Raw genomic sequence first — 14954 nt, 5'->3', positions numbered from 1 at the left:
CCCTTTTCTCGTCATTCAATATTCAATTCCGGCCTTTGCCCGGTTTTTTGCGTCAAGCTCTTTTTCCCATTCGTCTCCCATTTCTTCTATAGCTTTTTGTGCTAACCTTCTTCTTTCCTCTGATGATATTCCAAGGACAGAATCAAGTTTTCTCACTTCTTGTTCTCTTTCTTCCTCCCACAGTTTATCAAGTCTTTCAACCTCAAGCTCAGCTTCTCTCGCAAGAGCATCATCGTGATTTAACGAATAGAGCCGTCTAAGATGTTCCGTTATTGCCCTTTTCTTTCCTGTATCGTTTTCTGTTGCGGCCCTTTCTTTAAATAGCGCGATTAAAATATCAAGTTTATTTTCGGAATGGTGCAAATTTTGTGCGCTAATAATTTGCTCCGGCTCAAGGATATTTGTTGCTCCAAAAGCGTCAAAGTAGTATAGAAGCGCACTGTTTTCGTTTATAACCTGCTCACCAGAGACGGTTAATACGAACCTTTTGGGGATGTCTGCGTTTTCAAGTTCGCTTGCAGAATAGCTTTGAAGAATGCGCTGAACAAGGTCTACTTTTTTCCCTCCCGCTTTCAGCCCTTTGTCTTTCAGTAATTTGCGGATTATGCTAATGTCAGAGCAGGAAAGGCTCTGTGTTTTGGTGCCTATTATAAGATAGCCACAGGATGTCAGCTTTTCAACTACACCTCCGTTTGTTTTGATGTATGCTGTATCGTCCACTCGATGCCCGTTTGTTTTATAAAGGAATCGTATTTCCTCCGGGGTTAATTGTTGCACGGTTGGCACCTCCATAAAATTAAAATGCAATTCTATTATCCGATATCAACTATACTTTTGCAATAGTTTTTAGAGAATGTCCCGATAATCAGCAAGGTAAAGTTTCAGCCGGGTTTCTACCCCGGCTGGAACTCTTTAATCGTCGTGTCCCTCCTCGGAATCTTCGTCCTCCTCTTTCATCATGCTTTGCAACAGCTCCTCAAGCTCTTTCTGCGCGGCCTCCGCGCAGGCGGGGGAGCAATATACCCCCCCCCCGCGCTGCCGAAGAACGAATACTTTTTGCCGCACACCGGGCAAATCATAGCGTACCTCTGGCTACTGCCAGCCCGCCGTTGAAGCCCTGCGCCTCGTATGCTCTTGCGAGGGCACCGATAATCGTGTCTACGCTGTCGGCCAACTCCGTGTTGTAGGCCGCGATTTTGTCGTAAATCTTCCGGGCGTTTTCCTCCGCTGTGGTAACTTCCGAGATTTGAGGAATCCGCTCCTCGTAGAAATCAAAAATTGCCCTAAAATCCATTATATAGCTCTCCTTTTCTGTTGACGTACCACAGAAAGCCTGATATAATGGATTTATCAAGCCCTTTGCGGTTTGGTTGAGTAAGGGTTTCGCTTTTCTCGTGGTGGAGGGGGCGAAACTCTTATTTTTCTTGTGCCAAAAGCAGATGGATTCCTTTCCGAATTGCTTCTCCTTTTGACATATCATGCTGAATGCAATATGCCAAAAGATTCTTGTCCGTCTCCGGGTCAAGGCGGATGGTAAGGTTAATTCCTTTGGGATTATCTACTTTTGGACGACCTGTGCGTGGGCTCATTTCATCACCTCACTTTTTGCCTTGCATTTATTATATTTTGTGAAAGGCAAAAAGTCAAGTTTTTTTCTAACCTATTTTTTTATCCGTATCGTGTCACGCCGGATGGGGTTGCGGCAATCTTTTAAGCCGCGAGTATCCTCTGCGTGTTGTTCTGCTGGATGAACGTCTTTATCTGATGATAATCCCACCCGCAGTCTACAAGCCCGCTGACAAGGCACTCCATTGACTGCACTGCCCGCATCTCCTCCTGTGTGAAGCAGTCCCGCAAATTTTCCTTCTTGCTTATGCCGAACTTTTCCCGAAGCTGGTTAGCATTCATATCAAACAGAGCTTTGTAGATGCAGTTGGTATAGGTCGAGTACGCATGACCGTGCATTCTGGCATCCTCGTTGGACTGCTGGAGGGCTTTCGTCAGCGCTTGCCGGACGGCGATACCCTTTTCCCGCTCAATCAGTTTTCCTCTCAGCGCCGCCTCCATGGCGTTGAACTGCTTGATGTACGCCTCTTTGAACTTCATGGCCAGTTCGCCAGTATATCCCATCACCAGGAGGGTGAAGCCGTCGCGGGTCATGACAATAGCTTCCTGCTGCCGGTTCATGCTGTCTGTGTAGGAGATCGGCCCAAAATTGGACTGATTAAACCCTGCACTACACCCCAATTCCCGAATGTCGCGCAGAACGTGCTTGTGTTCCTTCCCGAATGTCTCCGCCACGTCCAGGCTGGTGCAGATGGCCCGTTCCTCGTGTCCAAACTTCTTGATTTCTACCAACACATATATCAATCCTTTCTGCTGATTTTGTGCCTGTCATTTTCTCTTGATGCGAATTGTGTCATGCCTGACCGGGTTGGAATCCTCCACTAATTCGGAGGCGATATAAAAGAGCTGTAGCGGCCTTGGCATAGCATAGAACTCCTCCGGGCGGAGGTTGTGCCTCTGCCAGAGGACGCTACACCAATAGGCTGTTCCGCCCCGGTCAGTTATGAGTTTTTTGCAGCTTCGATGTCCTCGTCGTCACTGACCGGGGCCGCCAGCCCGAGGGCCTGCATCACCATCCGGGAGACGTGCTGGTACTCGTCGGCTTTGGGGAACACCTTGAGCGGCATTTCGGTGATGTCCACGCAGCCATAGTATTCCATCAGCTCCTTGTCCCGGAGGTCGGGGAACTGCAAAGCCTCGACGATGATGTGCCGGGAGGCTCTGCCGGGGTCTTTCTCAACCTTCCAGACCACCTCACCGTTGGCAATCAGGGGGTTCCCCTTCTTGTCGGTCGCCATGACCTTGGTGCGGTACATATCGTTGATTTTGGTGATCTCCCCCTGCGAAAGCACCTTGATTTCCAGCGGGAGGACGTTGCCATCCTCGTCCCTGATGGTGTCCGGGCCGGGGACGGTGACAACCTCCGGCTCCTTGCTGCGCATGAAATATTTGAGGTCTTTCTTCGTTGCCATAATGATCGCTCCCTTCAAATAATGCAGGCCCCGCCCGGAGGGGGCGGGGCTGCTGCTTAAACGATGTCCTTGATGTTGAACGCGATAACATCGTCAACGACGTTGCCGCCGCTGTCGAGGTTAATGAGGTTGAGGTCGCCCGTAAGGACGCAGCCGACGCAGGTGATGGTCTCCGCGCCGTTGTTGGCGAAGAACTCGCTGTTCTCGTCGTTCATAATCCCTTGGATGGTGAACTCCGGCGTTTCCTTGGTCTTATTGTAGTGCTTGATGGCCTCGCGGAGCCAAGGGGTGCTGCGCCTGCGGGTCATGCTGCCGGTGATCTGGCAGCCAAGCCACCGGGAGCTGGGGGTGCGCTCCCCGAGCTGCCGCCCCGTCCAGACATCCGGCGTGAACTTGATTTCCAGCTTAACGCTGTCCAGCACCTCCACGCCGTCAATGAACGCCTTGCCCTCTCTGACGGAAATGGGGTTTTTATTGTACTGCATGAGAGACATATCGCTTTACCTCCCTTCTTAGCGCGTGGTGACGGTGAAGTAGAACTTCTCCGCGCTGTCCACGGGCTGGATGCCGACATTGACGAAAACCTCGTCACCGTGGGATTCCTCCCGGTCAACGAGGAAGTCCTTGTCGTAGTCGATGCCCCGGATGGCCCCTACGCCGCCCTCGGACTTGAGGCCGTACAGCTTGAGGATGGTCTTGCCGATGCCCTCCATGGCGTTCCAACCGTCGTCGTCGTTGTCGAAGCGGTTGGGCGGGAAATTGAGCTGGACGCTCTCGCCGAAGCTGTCCATGACGCGGAGCACCCGGTTCTTGCGCCAGCTCTTGGCCTTTCTCTGCCTTGCGAAGGAAACAAGGCTGTTGATGTCGTACTCCACCACGACCTCATTGCTCTCGTTGAAGGAGAAGAAGAACTTCCCGGCCTTGATCGCGGCCACGGCCTCGGTATGGGAGAGCAGACCATAGATGTCCGCTGCGTCCTCCACGGGCTTGTAGGTGTTGCTGGTGATGCAGTCCGCCCCTGCGTCCGCCCCGGCTACCCATGCGGTCGCCATAGTCGCGTCAACAACGGTGCCGTCGCTCAAGACGTAGCCGTTGCTGACGTTGATGATGCCCTCGTAGTCCGGGGCATAGTTGGCGAGGACGGCCTTGCGGTACTTGCCGACATCCTCCCGCAGGTACTTGATCTTGCTCACCACGGCGGTCATGAGGCTGCTGTTCTCCTTGCTGTCCAGCGGGAAAGCCATCGTGTTCCAGTGAATCGCCTCCGAAGCGTCGAGGAAACTGGTGATGTCGATGGTGTTGGTGGTGCCGCTGGTGCCGCCCGCGAGACTGATCGCGGAGAAGTCAGTCAGCTCCGCCTCCGCGCTCCCCTTGAAGGTGATCCACGAGGAGCCTGCGGCAATCAGGTCGCCCACGGTGTTCAGCCCCTCGAACTCCTCCACGGCGGAGTTGTCGAGGTAGACGGTGACATCATAGCCGCCGTCCTCATTGGCAACGCAGTCGAAGCTCAAATCGTTGCCGCGCTCGCCGCCGTACATGGCGGTCGCGGAGATATTGCCCTGCATCACCGTAGCATCCTGTAGCCCCTGCTGCGCCTCCGGCGCGGTGCTGGGATAGGAAATGACGATGGCGTAGTCCTGCTCCTGCCCGTCCTTGCTGACCTTGATGGTGTCGCTGATGTCGCTGTCGCCCGGCTTCATGACGACGGCCTTGGTGTAGAGCGCGGTCTCCTTGACGCTCGCAACGTCGGTGAGCGCGGTACCTCCAATGGAGAGGGCGTAGCCGCCGCCGACGAGGGCGGTCAGGGTGTCGATGATGCCCGTGTTCTTCACAGCGGAAAGCTCGCCCGTGAGCGTGACGGTGTAGGTGTGGCCCCGTCTGTCGTAGGAAAGATTGCACCCGGTCATGTCGGGCTTCTTCCCCAGCGTGGTCTTGACCTTCGCCAGCAGGAGATCGTTGTACTCGTCCTCCTCCGGCTCCGGCAAGTCAACCGCGACATCGGCGTGTGCCCGTTCGCCCTGCGCCGGGATGTAGAGGATGATGGTCTTGGCGCTTTTCAGCGCCTCCTTCACCAGCAGCAGCGGAGGCTCATAAACGCTGTAGCCCAGCTTGGCGTACTGCGCGTCGGGAGAGCTGTTCTCGATGGTGATGAACTCCTTGGCAGGCCCGTAGTTGTGGCCCAGCAGAGGCATAATGACGGTGCCGCGCTCGGCGATACCGATGATGTTCTGCTCGGTGGTCTGCCAGTTGATATAAGTACCGGGCCGCTCTTTCAGAGAGAGTTTGCTCCACGTTCCTCCTGCCATAACTTAGCCCTCCTTCCTCCGGCCCAGCGAGACAGGGGTGTTAAGCCACTTGTCGATGTGAGCCTGCATTTCCTCCACGGTGAACTTGCTGCCCGCCGGGATGCCGACGGTGGCCCCGTCAAAGGTGCTGGGAGTTACCCCGAACAGGTTGACGCAGCCCCGGCGCAGCTTCTCGATGGGGATTTTGCGCCCCTCCGCCGTTTTCTCGGCAGGGGGCGCAGCCTTGGTTTTATTCGACATTTGGTGAATCCTCCTTTTTGGAAAATAGAATTTGAGTGATCTTCACTTTGGGCGGCTCGTCGTCGGCGTAGCTCCTGCGGCTCGTCCACCCGATTGTGAGTTGCGCCACGCCAGTATCTCCGCGTTTGAGGCCGGGGTCTTTGAGCCGGAGTTTCTTGCCGCTCTCCGTCCCGTCCTCATTCAGCAGGGGAACATAGTTTTTCGCCCTCTTGAGCGCGGTGAGCACCTTGCGGGCGATTCCGTGGGCCTCCTCTGTCGTGTCCGCAAAGACATTGATGTACCATGCGTACTCCGAAGCATAGGTGCCGAGGGTGTCGCCGCCCGTGTCGATCTCCGGCTGCGGGAAGTACATGGCCGGGCGCTTGAAGTCCTCCGGCACATCCCAGTAGTACGGGTGCGGGTCTCCCGCCTTGTGGAGGGCAAACGCCATAACGCTCGCTACCTCCTGCTCCAATTCGATTTCTGCTGCCACGGCCTACACCCCCTCGAAATACTTTTGAAGCCACTCCCGGAGCTTGGCCTCCGCGCTGGCCTTGAAAACAGGCTCAAAGGCCCGTAGAGCGCCCTCGAAGTAGTGCGCCCCTTCTACCCAGTGCTGCTTGAGCGCCATGCCCGTCTTTGCCTCCGGGTCATAAATGAAGCGGTCGCCATCCCAGTAGCCCGGCACCCAGCGCCGGGCTACCCCTTTCGGGTTTGTCCAGTGGCCGTCATTCACAAAGGCGGCATACTCAAGGTTCGTCCCGACTTCCAGCGTGAGGCCGCCGTCTGAAAGGTTCCAGATGTTGCCGTCCGCGCCCCTCTCAAAGCTGGCGAGGAGGAGCCGGGTGTCTATAACCTTGCGCCGCACGATCTCGTCCTGCAATATCCGCAGGAACTCGGAGCCTAAAGCCTCGACGTAAAGCTCGAACTCTGCCCGGAAGTCGCCCCGCGCTGCCCGCTCCATGCGCTGGAAAAACTCTCTGAACTCGCTCATGTCGAACGTCACGGTAGACACTAAAGCGCCTCCTGCCCCTTGTTCCTCTTGATGTAGACGAAAATGTGGTGATTCCTGACATTGACGGGCTGCTCCGCCGTGTATTCCAGTTTGGTGTCGCAGTCCACGATCTTGTCGTTAATCCGCACGTCCGTCCCGATGGGGAGGGTGAGCTTTGTTTTCGCCTCCAAAAGGTTCGCCGGGGCTGTCTGCGTGACGGTGACGTTTGCGGGCTTCACGCCGAAGTGACACGCCTGCTTGCTGATGTCCGGCTTCTCCGGGTAATCAAAGGAGGGCGAGGCCGCCAGCCCAAAGCCGGGGGACTTGCCCTCCTTTTGGATATGGTAGATGTCGCAGGTGTGGTTAAGTAGGGCCTCCAAGCTCATATCCGCACCTCCTAAAGCCTGCGCATACGCATAGTGATAGTTCCGCTGGCCTGCTTGATAACAAAGTCGTCCAGCAGGGCCGCGAGGTCAAGGGCCTTTACGAAGTCCTCGAAGGTGCCCTCGCCTGCGGTGTAGGAGTAGTCGTCGAAGGTCTCCGACTTGACTGCGCCTCCGCCCGTCTTCTTGAGCTGATTGGCATAAGAGGCATACGCCTCCGCCAGCAGGATAACGGCGGTTTTGACCGGGGCCGGGATTTCGGTGTAGCCCTCGAAGCGGTTGCGCGTATAGGTGATAACATACTGCTCCGCCCGCGCTATGTCCATTTCCAGCTTCTCTTTCTTGCGCTGCTGGACGGCCTCAATATCGGTGTACGCCTTGACTTCTTTGGGAAGCACCCACGGCCTTGTAGCCATACCGCCCACCTCCTTACTCGCGCATGAGGTCGAGCATGGTGTAGCTGCCGCCGAGGGCCACGCTGATGGCCTCAAGCGCGTCCTCTCTGGTGTTGCAGCCAGTCAGGTCGATGCCCTTCTCCTCGACGAGGGCTTTCAGCTCGTCGTCGGACATTGCGGCCAGCGCCTCCGCGTCAAAGGCCGGGGCGCTGACTTCGACGGCGACGATAGCCGCGATAATGGCCGCCTTGTCCTTGAGGCCCTTGATGTCCACTCCCATTTCCCCGGCCAGCTTCTTCAGCTCCGGGATGGTCATGCTGTCAAGCTGCTCCGGGTCGAGGTGGCCCAGCAACTCCCCGGCAGGCGGGAAGACCGTTGCCTCCCCGGCCAGTTTGAAGAAGCCGGAGGCCACCGCAGCGTCGGCGGTGGCCTTGTCCTCGATATGCACGTCCGGCTGCTTTCTGGTGGCCTTGAGTGCCCCGCCCATACCGTAGTAGGAGAGGCCCTTGCAAAGTTTCAGATGATACATAGCTCTCTCCTTCTCTTACTTGAGGCCAGTGATGATGGCCGCAGCGTCCAGCTCCTCGATGATGGGGTCGAAGTCCAGGTGGACGACGTAGAAGCGCTTATCCTGCATGATGGCCTCTTTGCCCTCGGTCGTCTTGCGAATCTGCATGGAGTAGGTGTTGACGACAATGAGGTTTTTCGGGTCGGTCAGGATGATGGTGCCGTCGTCGAGGGAGGGGCACTGTACCGTGGGGATTTTGGCGGGGGAGTTGTAAATGCTCTCCGGCACCGCGCCGCCCTTGCCGATAACCTGATTCAGCAGGAACAGCTCCCACTCCTGCGCCCGGCGGGGAGACATCATCCAGCGGAGCTTGCCGTTGTTGTACTTGTTGGGAATCTGTGCCAGCGTCTTGTAGAACAGGTCAAGGCTCATAGCCGTCTCGCTGGAAGCGTCGTGGACGTGCCCGCCGTTCTTGAGCTGCTTAATCCAGCCGTCGTTGACCTTGAGGAAGTCGGTGTCGTCCTGCTCGCCGATCTCCTCAACATCGGTTCCCGTCCATGCTCCCGCCGCATGAGCGGTGGTGAAGCGGTAGAGGCCGCCGCTGTAGGTAACAAAATCCCCGGCGGCATACGTCCCGGTGGCGCTGAACGCCTCGGCATCCCCCGTGTCCTCGTCGCTGTTGAGGTACAAATCCTCAAGGTCAATGCCGAGCTGGGTCGTCATGAGGTTGGTGATGATCGCTTCGAGGTTCTGGCCCTCGATATTCTCCCGCAGCGTCTCCTCGGTGATCTCCCAAGGCAGGCGGACAGCGGTGGTGGCGTACTCGATCTGGCTGGTCTTCACGCCTGCGCGGTAGCCGTCGTCCGTGTTCTCGGTCTTCTTCCGCAGAATACGCCGGGCAATGCCGATCTTATCGACCTCGCCCGTCTTGGCGGTGCGCATTTCGTGGCGCACCAGAGGGCCGAGGTTGGTGGCCTCGAAGGTCTGCTGCAAAAACTTCCGCGCCTGCTCCGGGTTAAGCAGGCCGCCGTTGGAAAGCGAGGTCGTCTGAATGGCCGCCTTGCGGATGATGCTGCTGTTGTCGTTTCCCATGGTGTGTTATCCTCCTATTCGTTTTATTAGATAATCCCGTGGAGATAGTGCTGCTCCTCCGCAGATTTCTCCACGGTTCCGTCTCCGCCGAGGTTGCTGGGGAGGCCCCTGCTTTTCAGCACAGGCTCGACCGCCTTGGTGACGGCGGACTGAATCATGTCGGCCACCTGCTCCATGGTGAAAGTCTCCTGTTTGGGCTGCATGGCCTTCTCGATGGCGCTGGCGACCATCTTCTCGATGGCCTCCGGGGTGATCGCGGTGTCAGTGGCGGGAGCGGTGCCCTCGCCTGCGGCCTTCTCCACCGCATTCGGCGCGGTGGCCGGGGTGGTCTCCGGGGCTGCCTGCCCCTGCCCCTGCGCTGCCCCCAGTGCCTTGGTGATGGCCGCTTCCACGACCTGCTCGATTTCCTGCTTAGTCACTTCTTTGTCCTCCTTCTTGGTTTTGGTGTCGTCCGGCTTCCCCTCGGTGCCCTCCGGCTCCGGGTCGTCGAACTCCTTGAGAAACGCCGTGAGGCTGTCGCAAATGCCCGCGAGCGTTTCCCGGTTCTTGCTGCTCATTTTCTTTCCGGCCTTTTCCACGGGACGGTCTGTCGAGATAGCCTTGGTGATGCTCTGGCCGCCAGTGAGAATACTGGTAATGATCTCGCCGAAGTCCTCAAGGCACTCGCGCACCTTGCCCTCGTCCGATTCATACCGCCAGCGTCCTGTGATGGGGTCGTAGGCGTATAAAACCTCCTCAAGGGAGTTAAAAGCGTTCCAAAAGAGCGTACCCTTGCTGCGCTCCTCGTAAAGCTCTGCCATAGCCCCCTTCTCCACCACTTTGAAGCCCAACGCCTCCGCTAACTGCTTGAATAGCCCTTTCTTCCCGCTGGAATCCTGCTTTGTTACGTCGTCCAATTCTACGTCCTCCTCGCTGTAGTTTCCGATACCGCCCATGCTAAAGCCTGTGATGTCGCCTTTCTCGATGCTATCCCACACGCTCTCGTCGGTCACTTCGACGGTCATAAGCCATGTGCCCTTCTTGACCGCCTCGCCGCCGATGTCGAAGTCCGCTTTCGCAATCCACGTTTCTACGACGGTCGCGCCCTCAAGCGGCTCGAAGCTGTGCTGCAAGTCCACCTTGTCGCCGTTCTTGGCGAAGTAGTAGGCGGCCTTGGTGATCTCCGCCTCGGTCATGTAGTTGCCGTGGCTGTCCTCCGCCATCGGCTCGTACACAATCCCGGTGACGTAGTGGTTTTCTGCGTCCGCCTTGATGATTCTGCCGTAGGTGGTAAAGCTCGCCTTGCCGCCGTCGGCCTTTGTCAACAGGAATTTCCGCAGGTTGGCCGCCTTGTCCACGAGAGAGACGAATTGGATTTTCGCGTCGGTGATTTCGTATGCTTTCCGCAAGCTCGTTCTCATGCCCTGCTCACCTCCTTTCCATGTCCGGGCTTTAGGAAATATAAAAAGCAGCGTCTCCGCTGCCCTTTACCGTGTTGTGCCACAGAACGGCTCTGAACGGCCCGAAATGGCCGTTGTTTTTCTGACTGGTAAACTGTCTACATAGACGCGCCGGGGCGCTCCTGCGCCACGAGAGGAGGCAGGAGCGCTATTCCTCGTCGATTCCTGCCTTTGCCTTGTTCCTCGCGTCCAGCTCCCGCTCCCATTCGTCGTCCATTTTGTCTACGGCCTCCTGTTGGAGCCTCTGCCGCTCCTCAAGGGGGAGGCCGAGAATGTCCTCATTGACGACGGGCTGGCAGATACAGTGGCAGTTGATACGGTCCTCCGGCGGGAGGATAACGTCGCGTGGGTACATCGGCTCGTAGGTGCCGCCCTTTATCCCTGTGAGGGTGAAGGGCGCGTCTTTGGCTACGCGCTGGCCGTCCATGTCCACATGATTCTGCCGTGGCTCATTCCTGTATGCCCCGGTGTGCTTCCACGCCTTTTCCGCAACCGCCGGAGACTGCATAAATGCCTCCTGCTGCGCTACGCTGTGCGCCCCCAAAACCTCTGTGAGCGCCACCCGCCGGGCCTTGTAGTATTCGTCCCGTATGCCACTGTCGAGGATGTCGCGGGTAAAAGAGGCTATGCCTGTGCCCTTCTTGAGGCCCTTGGTGAGGATGGTCTCGATTTCCTTGTGGCTGTTGAGCTGCATGATCTCGCCGAGCTGTTCACTCCACGATTTCACCCACGCCGTCGTCCGCTTCGACACCACCTCCAATTTGAGGCTCCTGTCGGTCTGCGCGATATAGTAGCCAACGAACTCCGGCACGAACTCTGAAAGGCTTTCGGTGAAAACGGTGGCGAGCTTGGCCTTGAGGCGGTCGTTGAGCTTTACCCTCGGCCAGATGTCCGCCGCGAAGGTCTCAAGGTCTGCTGCCTTTTCTGCCTCCGCCACAAAATAGTCGGTCTCGTCCACCAGCGCCTCCGCCACGTCGTCCTCTATGCCATGCATATAGTCGATGGTCGCCTGCGGCTCCGCATAGCCCTCCACTTCCAGCGCGTCGGCGAGATCGCCGTCCGCCTTGGCGAGGTATGCGTCGATGGCCTTTATCAGGGGTTGACACGCCATGCACATAATCAGGCCCCCTTGTCCATCTTCATGAGGAGGCGCTTGACCTCCTTCATCACTGCCACCACCTCGTCGTCGTTCCGGCTGGCCGCCTTTGTGATCTGCTTTTGCAGGCTCTCGGTGAGGGTGCCAATGTCAAAGCCGCCCCCGCCGCCTCCCTGCGTCTTGCTGTAGGCCAGCGGTATTTCGCCCCACTCCTCCGGGTAGTCCTCCGCGACCTCTCCGTAGGCCTCAAAAATGATCTGCCGCGCCTTATTGGGGGTGAGGCCCCCGGCGTTGTTGCAGACGGTCAGGAGCTTGTAGAGGTCGTCCGGGTTGCTGATGTCCGGCTCAAGGAAGTAGCACTCGACGTACTTGAACTGGTACTCATTGAGGAGGCGGTTGTTGATGGCCCACGCGAGGCTCTTGCGCTCCGGCTGGAATACCTGCTGCTCTGTGACCTCCTGCGCGGTCTGCGCCGTGGCCCGGTTGAAGTCGGTCGTGTAGCCCACATAGAGGTCGGGAAGCTGGAAAGCGGACTGCACCTTTCGGCGGTTGTTGTCGAGGTAGTCTTGGAAAAGCTCGTCCTTTTGGAGTATGCTGGCGAGGTCTTTTATCTCAACATCCTGCTGCTCGTCGGTGTCGAAGTCCGTTTTCCCGTCCGGGCTTTCCATTTCGAGGAGGATAAAAGCGTGTTGCCCGGCCTCCCCCTTGATGTCGTTCATGTAGGATTGGAGCTTGGCATAGCTGTCGTCTGTGAGGGTGCCGTTCTTGAGGATAATCATCAGCGGGGTATGCCTCCCATTGATGAAGTAGTTGTTGTTCAGCCCCTCCGCTCTCCGGCTGCCGTCAACGCCGAGCACCTGCCCTATCCACCGCACCTCCCCGTATGGCTCTGTCCCGATGGCGAACTCCATAAGCTCATTTGCCTGATCGTCGAGGTCGATGGTCTGGCCCTCTTGGAGGTAGAGGCCGTCCCGCTTATCCATAATGCGCGGGTCGCCGAACTCCTTGAAGTAGACGGTCTTGCCGCCTATCTCCTGCTTGTACTTGCAGTAGCGCTTTTTCCGCTCCACCTGCTGGCCGTGGTGATAGTAGATGGAGGGGATATAGGGGTCGAGCGGTTTGGTCTTGGTGACGGAAGGGGTCTCTTTGATGAACTCGACCTGCACGACCTCTCCGGCAAGGTTGCGGATTACCTCAAGATAGGCTATGCCGTAGGTCTCCCGCGCCTCTATCACGTCCTCAAACACCTCTTTGGTGTCCTGCTCTGTGTTCAGCAGCTCGACGATCTCCTCCGCCCGCTTGAACTCCGCCGCCATTTCCGGCGTTTCCTCCACGTCCTCGACGTAGCGGATGCCGATTCCGAATCCGGCGATATTGTTCTTGTATGCCCTGATACACTGGGGGAGGATGGTGCTGTGCTTCACCATCTGCCGGAGGCCGCGCATATCGTTTGGCGGGGTTATCCAGTCCCCGGCGTTGTACGCCTCCGACGTAGTGAGCTGTACGGAGGTGTCCGCTTTCTCAATAGGCGCTGCCGTCTGCCCTTTGATAATGCGCACCTGCGCCCTTCCCTTACCCATGGCGTTTCGCCTCCTTCTTTCGTTTGGGCGGTTTTACTGGCAGACACAATAGCAAAACGCAGTCAGCCTCGTCGGGAGAGGGCTGGCCGCGCTTCTTTACTGCGTCCTTGCTTTCGATTTTGATTTTACTGGCCTCGGTGAGGCCGTACTTCCTGCCGGAGAGCTGGGCCACGAGGTCGTCGTCGTCCGGGAGTATCAGCTCCACGGGCTTTCGCAGCCCGGTCTCCTCGTCGTAGGGGGATAGGAGCTTTTTGACGACGGCCATCATGTAGGTGGTGGTGTCGTGGTAGTGCCTGTGGCGTATGCGCTCGCCGAACTTTACCGGGTAGACCTCCATCCACCAGAAGCGCTCCGGGTCGTTGCGCTTCACCTGCCGGAGGCGGTCTACCACACCGCCGCCCACGCCGCCGTCGTCCACCTTGACGGGGATGGGGTCTTGGAGCTTGTAGCGGGCTACCAGCTCCTCCCCCAGCAGGATAATGTCATCTGCGGTCTTCATGGTGTCCTGCCCCTGCCGCTTTTTGTGGAGCGTGACCTGTTCATCGACCTTGTAGCCGATTACGGTCTTGTCGTCGCCGAAGCGGGCCACGTCGCAGCCGATATGTACCAGCGTGGGCCGTGCCCTGGGCGTGTACTCCGTCATAATGGAGGCCTCCACCAGAGACAGGGGGATGAAGATGTCGTCCTCCTGTAGGGGGAACTCCCCGGCTACGCGGACGCGGAAAACGTCGCTGTCCTCTCCGTACATATTGATGATCGTCTGCACGAAGTCCTGCGGGACGCGCCCGCTCTTGCGCCCGTCGATATGGAAGGTCGAGTAGCTGGCCCGGTTCTTGTTATGGCTGTCGTAGAAGAAGCCGGAAAGCTGCGTCGGGTTGCCGCACATAAGAAGCCGCGCCCCCGGCGTTGAAAGAGCGCCGAGGACAGGCTCGAATATCACATCGTCTACGCCGCTGGCCTCGTCGATGATAAATAGCAAGTCCTCCGCATGGAAGCCTTGCAGCGCGTCCGGCTTGCTGGCCGTCCGCGCCACGGCAAACCATTCCTCCGGGTAGCCCTTCATGTAGACCTTTTCCTTTGTCCACATCAGCTCGCGGGAGAGGGCGGGGTTGTTGCGGAGCCACTTGCTCACCTCCGCCCATAGGATGTCAAATAGCTGGTGCTGCGTCGGGGCTGTGCAGGGGATTTTGGGGAAGGGCCGGGTACTCATAAACCATATTACCGACCACGCTTCGACGGCGCTCTTGCCTACGCCGTGGCCGCTGCGAACGCTCGTCATTTTATTCCCGGCTACGCTGCGGAGTATGGCTGCCTGCTGCGGGTCTGGTGTCACCCGTATCACATCTTCCACGAACTCTACGGGATGATCTGCGTAGTAGAGTATCGCCTCGCTGTCAAGCATTGCCGCTCTCCTTCCGCCTTTGATATGCCGCTATGATGGTGTCCGCGAGCTGCGCCGGGCCGTCGTCCTTGGCTGCTGCGCTCTCCTCCTCAAGCGTCCTGTTCAGCCGCTCAAGGTCGGTCGCCATCTTGATATACTCCTTAATGTCTTTGGGGGTCATGTCTTCGACTGACAAGCTGCCGAGGGCTTCGAGTGCTTTCTTTTGGAGCTGCATGGCGATACCGATATGGCGCTCGGTCATGGCCTTTCGGTCAGCTATGACCTTTTTCCGGGCCTGTTTCTCTACGTCGTTGTCGTAGGCCCTGACACGCTCCTGCCACTCTTTTTCGCGGCTCCAACGCTGAATGAGCGACGCACTCTTGCCTAACTTTTGCGCTACCGCCCGTGTGCTCCGCTCCGCGCCCATGCCGAGGTAGATGGAAAAAGCCTCGTATGCCTGTGCGCTTTCGCCTTTCTGACGCTCCCATGGCTTGTCAGTCCACTTTCCCATGTCCTCCTCTCC

General features: G+C 57.7%; 18 protein-coding genes. All 18 read right to left on the bottom strand.

The genetic code is table 11. The annotated features are described in order from the left end of the window. Positions 1-15: 15 nt before the first annotated feature. Positions 16-777, bottom strand: coding sequence for a hypothetical protein (locus tag QZ332_RS00900; protein ID WP_295761133.1), 762 nt, complete (start codon positions 775-777; stop codon positions 16-18). A gap of 298 nt (positions 778-1075) precedes the next feature. Next, positions 1076-1480 carry a hypothetical protein gene (locus tag QZ332_RS00895; RefSeq protein ID WP_295761261.1) on the bottom strand — a complete coding sequence of 135 codons (405 nt, stop codon included), beginning with the start codon at positions 1478-1480 and terminating at the stop codon, positions 1076-1078. 230 nt (positions 1481-1710) lie between these two features. After that, complete coding sequence (locus QZ332_RS00885) at positions 1711-2358, bottom strand: Rha family transcriptional regulator (protein ID WP_363323960.1); 648 nt, start codon at positions 2356-2358, stop codon at positions 1711-1713. A gap of 209 nt (positions 2359-2567) precedes the next feature. Further along, positions 2568-3038 carry a phage tail assembly chaperone gene (locus QZ332_RS00880; RefSeq protein WP_295761129.1) on the bottom strand — a complete coding sequence of 157 codons (471 nt, stop codon included), beginning with the start codon at positions 3036-3038 and terminating at the stop codon, positions 2568-2570. Between the two features lie 56 nt (positions 3039-3094). Then, the gene (locus QZ332_RS00875) at positions 3095-3532 is read right to left on the bottom strand and encodes a phage tail tube protein (RefSeq protein ID WP_295761128.1); all 438 of its coding nucleotides are present in this window, start codon (positions 3530-3532) and stop codon (positions 3095-3097) included. An 18-nt stretch (positions 3533-3550) separates the two neighbouring features. Further along, positions 3551-5344, bottom strand: coding sequence for a phage tail sheath family protein (locus QZ332_RS00870; protein ID WP_295761127.1), 1794 nt, complete (start codon positions 5342-5344; stop codon positions 3551-3553). A 3-nt stretch (positions 5345-5347) separates the two neighbouring features. Next, positions 5348-5584 (bottom strand): hypothetical protein, encoded by a 237-nt coding sequence (locus tag QZ332_RS00865; protein ID WP_295761126.1) that lies wholly within the window; start codon positions 5582-5584, stop codon positions 5348-5350. Next, entirely contained in the window at positions 5574-6056 is a 483-nt protein-coding gene (locus tag QZ332_RS00860; RefSeq protein ID WP_295761125.1) for a hypothetical protein, read from the bottom strand. Before QZ332_RS00860 ends, QZ332_RS00865 begins: the two co-directional genes overlap by 11 nt. Positions 6057-6059: 3 nt before the next feature. Further along, positions 6060-6578, bottom strand: a complete 519-nt coding sequence (locus QZ332_RS00855; protein ID WP_295761124.1) for an HK97 gp10 family phage protein — start codon at positions 6576-6578, stop codon at positions 6060-6062. Further along, a complete protein-coding gene (locus tag QZ332_RS00850; RefSeq protein WP_295761123.1) occupies positions 6578-6943 on the bottom strand; it encodes a DUF3599 family protein in 366 nt (121 codons plus the stop codon). The genes QZ332_RS00855 and QZ332_RS00850 overlap by 1 nt, the downstream gene beginning before the upstream one ends. Before the next feature lie 11 nt (positions 6944-6954). Continuing rightward, entirely contained in the window at positions 6955-7356 is a 402-nt protein-coding gene (locus QZ332_RS00845) for a DUF3199 family protein (RefSeq protein ID WP_295761122.1), read from the bottom strand. Positions 7357-7369: 13 nt separating this feature from the next. Continuing rightward, the gene (locus QZ332_RS00840) at positions 7370-7864 is read right to left on the bottom strand and encodes a hypothetical protein (RefSeq protein ID WP_295761121.1); all 495 of its coding nucleotides are present in this window, start codon (positions 7862-7864) and stop codon (positions 7370-7372) included. Between the two features lie 15 nt (positions 7865-7879). Continuing rightward, positions 7880-8935, bottom strand: a complete 1056-nt coding sequence (locus tag QZ332_RS00835) for a carbohydrate-binding protein (protein WP_295761120.1) — start codon at positions 8933-8935, stop codon at positions 7880-7882. A gap of 26 nt (positions 8936-8961) precedes the next feature. Further along, positions 8962-10335 carry an XkdF-like putative serine protease domain-containing protein gene (locus tag QZ332_RS00830; protein ID WP_295761119.1) on the bottom strand — a complete coding sequence of 458 codons (1374 nt, stop codon included), beginning with the start codon at positions 10333-10335 and terminating at the stop codon, positions 8962-8964. Between the two features lie 187 nt (positions 10336-10522). Further along, positions 10523-11491 (bottom strand): phage minor head protein, encoded by a 969-nt coding sequence (locus QZ332_RS00825; RefSeq protein ID WP_295761118.1) that lies wholly within the window; start codon positions 11489-11491, stop codon positions 10523-10525. 2 nt (positions 11492-11493) lie between these two features. Next, positions 11494-13050 carry a phage portal protein gene (locus QZ332_RS00820; protein WP_295761117.1) on the bottom strand — a complete coding sequence of 519 codons (1557 nt, stop codon included), beginning with the start codon at positions 13048-13050 and terminating at the stop codon, positions 11494-11496. After that, complete coding sequence (locus tag QZ332_RS00815; RefSeq protein ID WP_295761116.1) at positions 13043-14452, bottom strand: terminase B; 1410 nt, start codon at positions 14450-14452, stop codon at positions 13043-13045. The genes QZ332_RS00820 and QZ332_RS00815 overlap by 8 nt, the downstream gene beginning before the upstream one ends. Beyond that, positions 14445-14942, bottom strand: a complete 498-nt coding sequence (locus QZ332_RS00810; RefSeq protein ID WP_295761115.1) for a hypothetical protein — start codon at positions 14940-14942, stop codon at positions 14445-14447. Before QZ332_RS00810 ends, QZ332_RS00815 begins: the two co-directional genes overlap by 8 nt. Positions 14943-14954: the final 12 nt, after the last annotated feature.

The organism is uncultured Oscillibacter sp. (genome assembly GCF_910584465.1).
In the GTDB taxonomy this organism is placed as follows: Bacteria; Bacillota; Clostridia; order Oscillospirales; family Oscillospiraceae; genus Oscillibacter.
This window is presented reverse-complemented; position numbering and strand designations above follow the sequence as displayed.

Coding starts and splice junctions, on each gene's coding strand:
- QZ332_RS00820 (WP_295761117.1), bottom strand. CDS start 13,050: ATGGGTAAGGGAAGGGCGCAGGTGCGCATTATCAAAGGGCAGACGGCA.
- QZ332_RS00830 (WP_295761119.1), bottom strand. CDS start 10,335: ATGAGAACGAGCTTGCGGAAAGCATACGAAATCACCGACGCGAAAATC.
- QZ332_RS00815 (WP_295761116.1), bottom strand. CDS start 14,452: ATGCTTGACAGCGAGGCGATACTCTACTACGCAGATCATCCCGTAGAG.
- QZ332_RS00865 (WP_295761126.1), bottom strand. CDS start 5,584: ATGTCGAATAAAACCAAGGCTGCGCCCCCTGCCGAGAAAACGGCGGAG.
- QZ332_RS00880 (WP_295761129.1), bottom strand. CDS start 3,038: ATGGCAACGAAGAAAGACCTCAAATATTTCATGCGCAGCAAGGAGCCG.
- QZ332_RS00825 (WP_295761118.1), bottom strand. CDS start 11,491: ATGTGCATGGCGTGTCAACCCCTGATAAAGGCCATCGACGCATACCTC.
- QZ332_RS00840 (WP_295761121.1), bottom strand. CDS start 7,864: ATGTATCATCTGAAACTTTGCAAGGGCCTCTCCTACTACGGTATGGGC.
- QZ332_RS00895 (WP_295761261.1), bottom strand. CDS start 1,480: ATGATATGTCAAAAGGAGAAGCAATTCGGAAAGGAATCCATCTGCTTT.
- QZ332_RS00810 (WP_295761115.1), bottom strand. CDS start 14,942: ATGGGAAAGTGGACTGACAAGCCATGGGAGCGTCAGAAAGGCGAAAGC.
- QZ332_RS00835 (WP_295761120.1), bottom strand. CDS start 8,935: ATGGGAAACGACAACAGCAGCATCATCCGCAAGGCGGCCATTCAGACG.
- QZ332_RS00850 (WP_295761123.1), bottom strand. CDS start 6,943: ATGAGCTTGGAGGCCCTACTTAACCACACCTGCGACATCTACCATATC.
- QZ332_RS00845 (WP_295761122.1), bottom strand. CDS start 7,356: ATGGCTACAAGGCCGTGGGTGCTTCCCAAAGAAGTCAAGGCGTACACC.
- QZ332_RS00875 (WP_295761128.1), bottom strand. CDS start 3,532: ATGTCTCTCATGCAGTACAATAAAAACCCCATTTCCGTCAGAGAGGGC.
- QZ332_RS00870 (WP_295761127.1), bottom strand. CDS start 5,344: ATGGCAGGAGGAACGTGGAGCAAACTCTCTCTGAAAGAGCGGCCCGGT.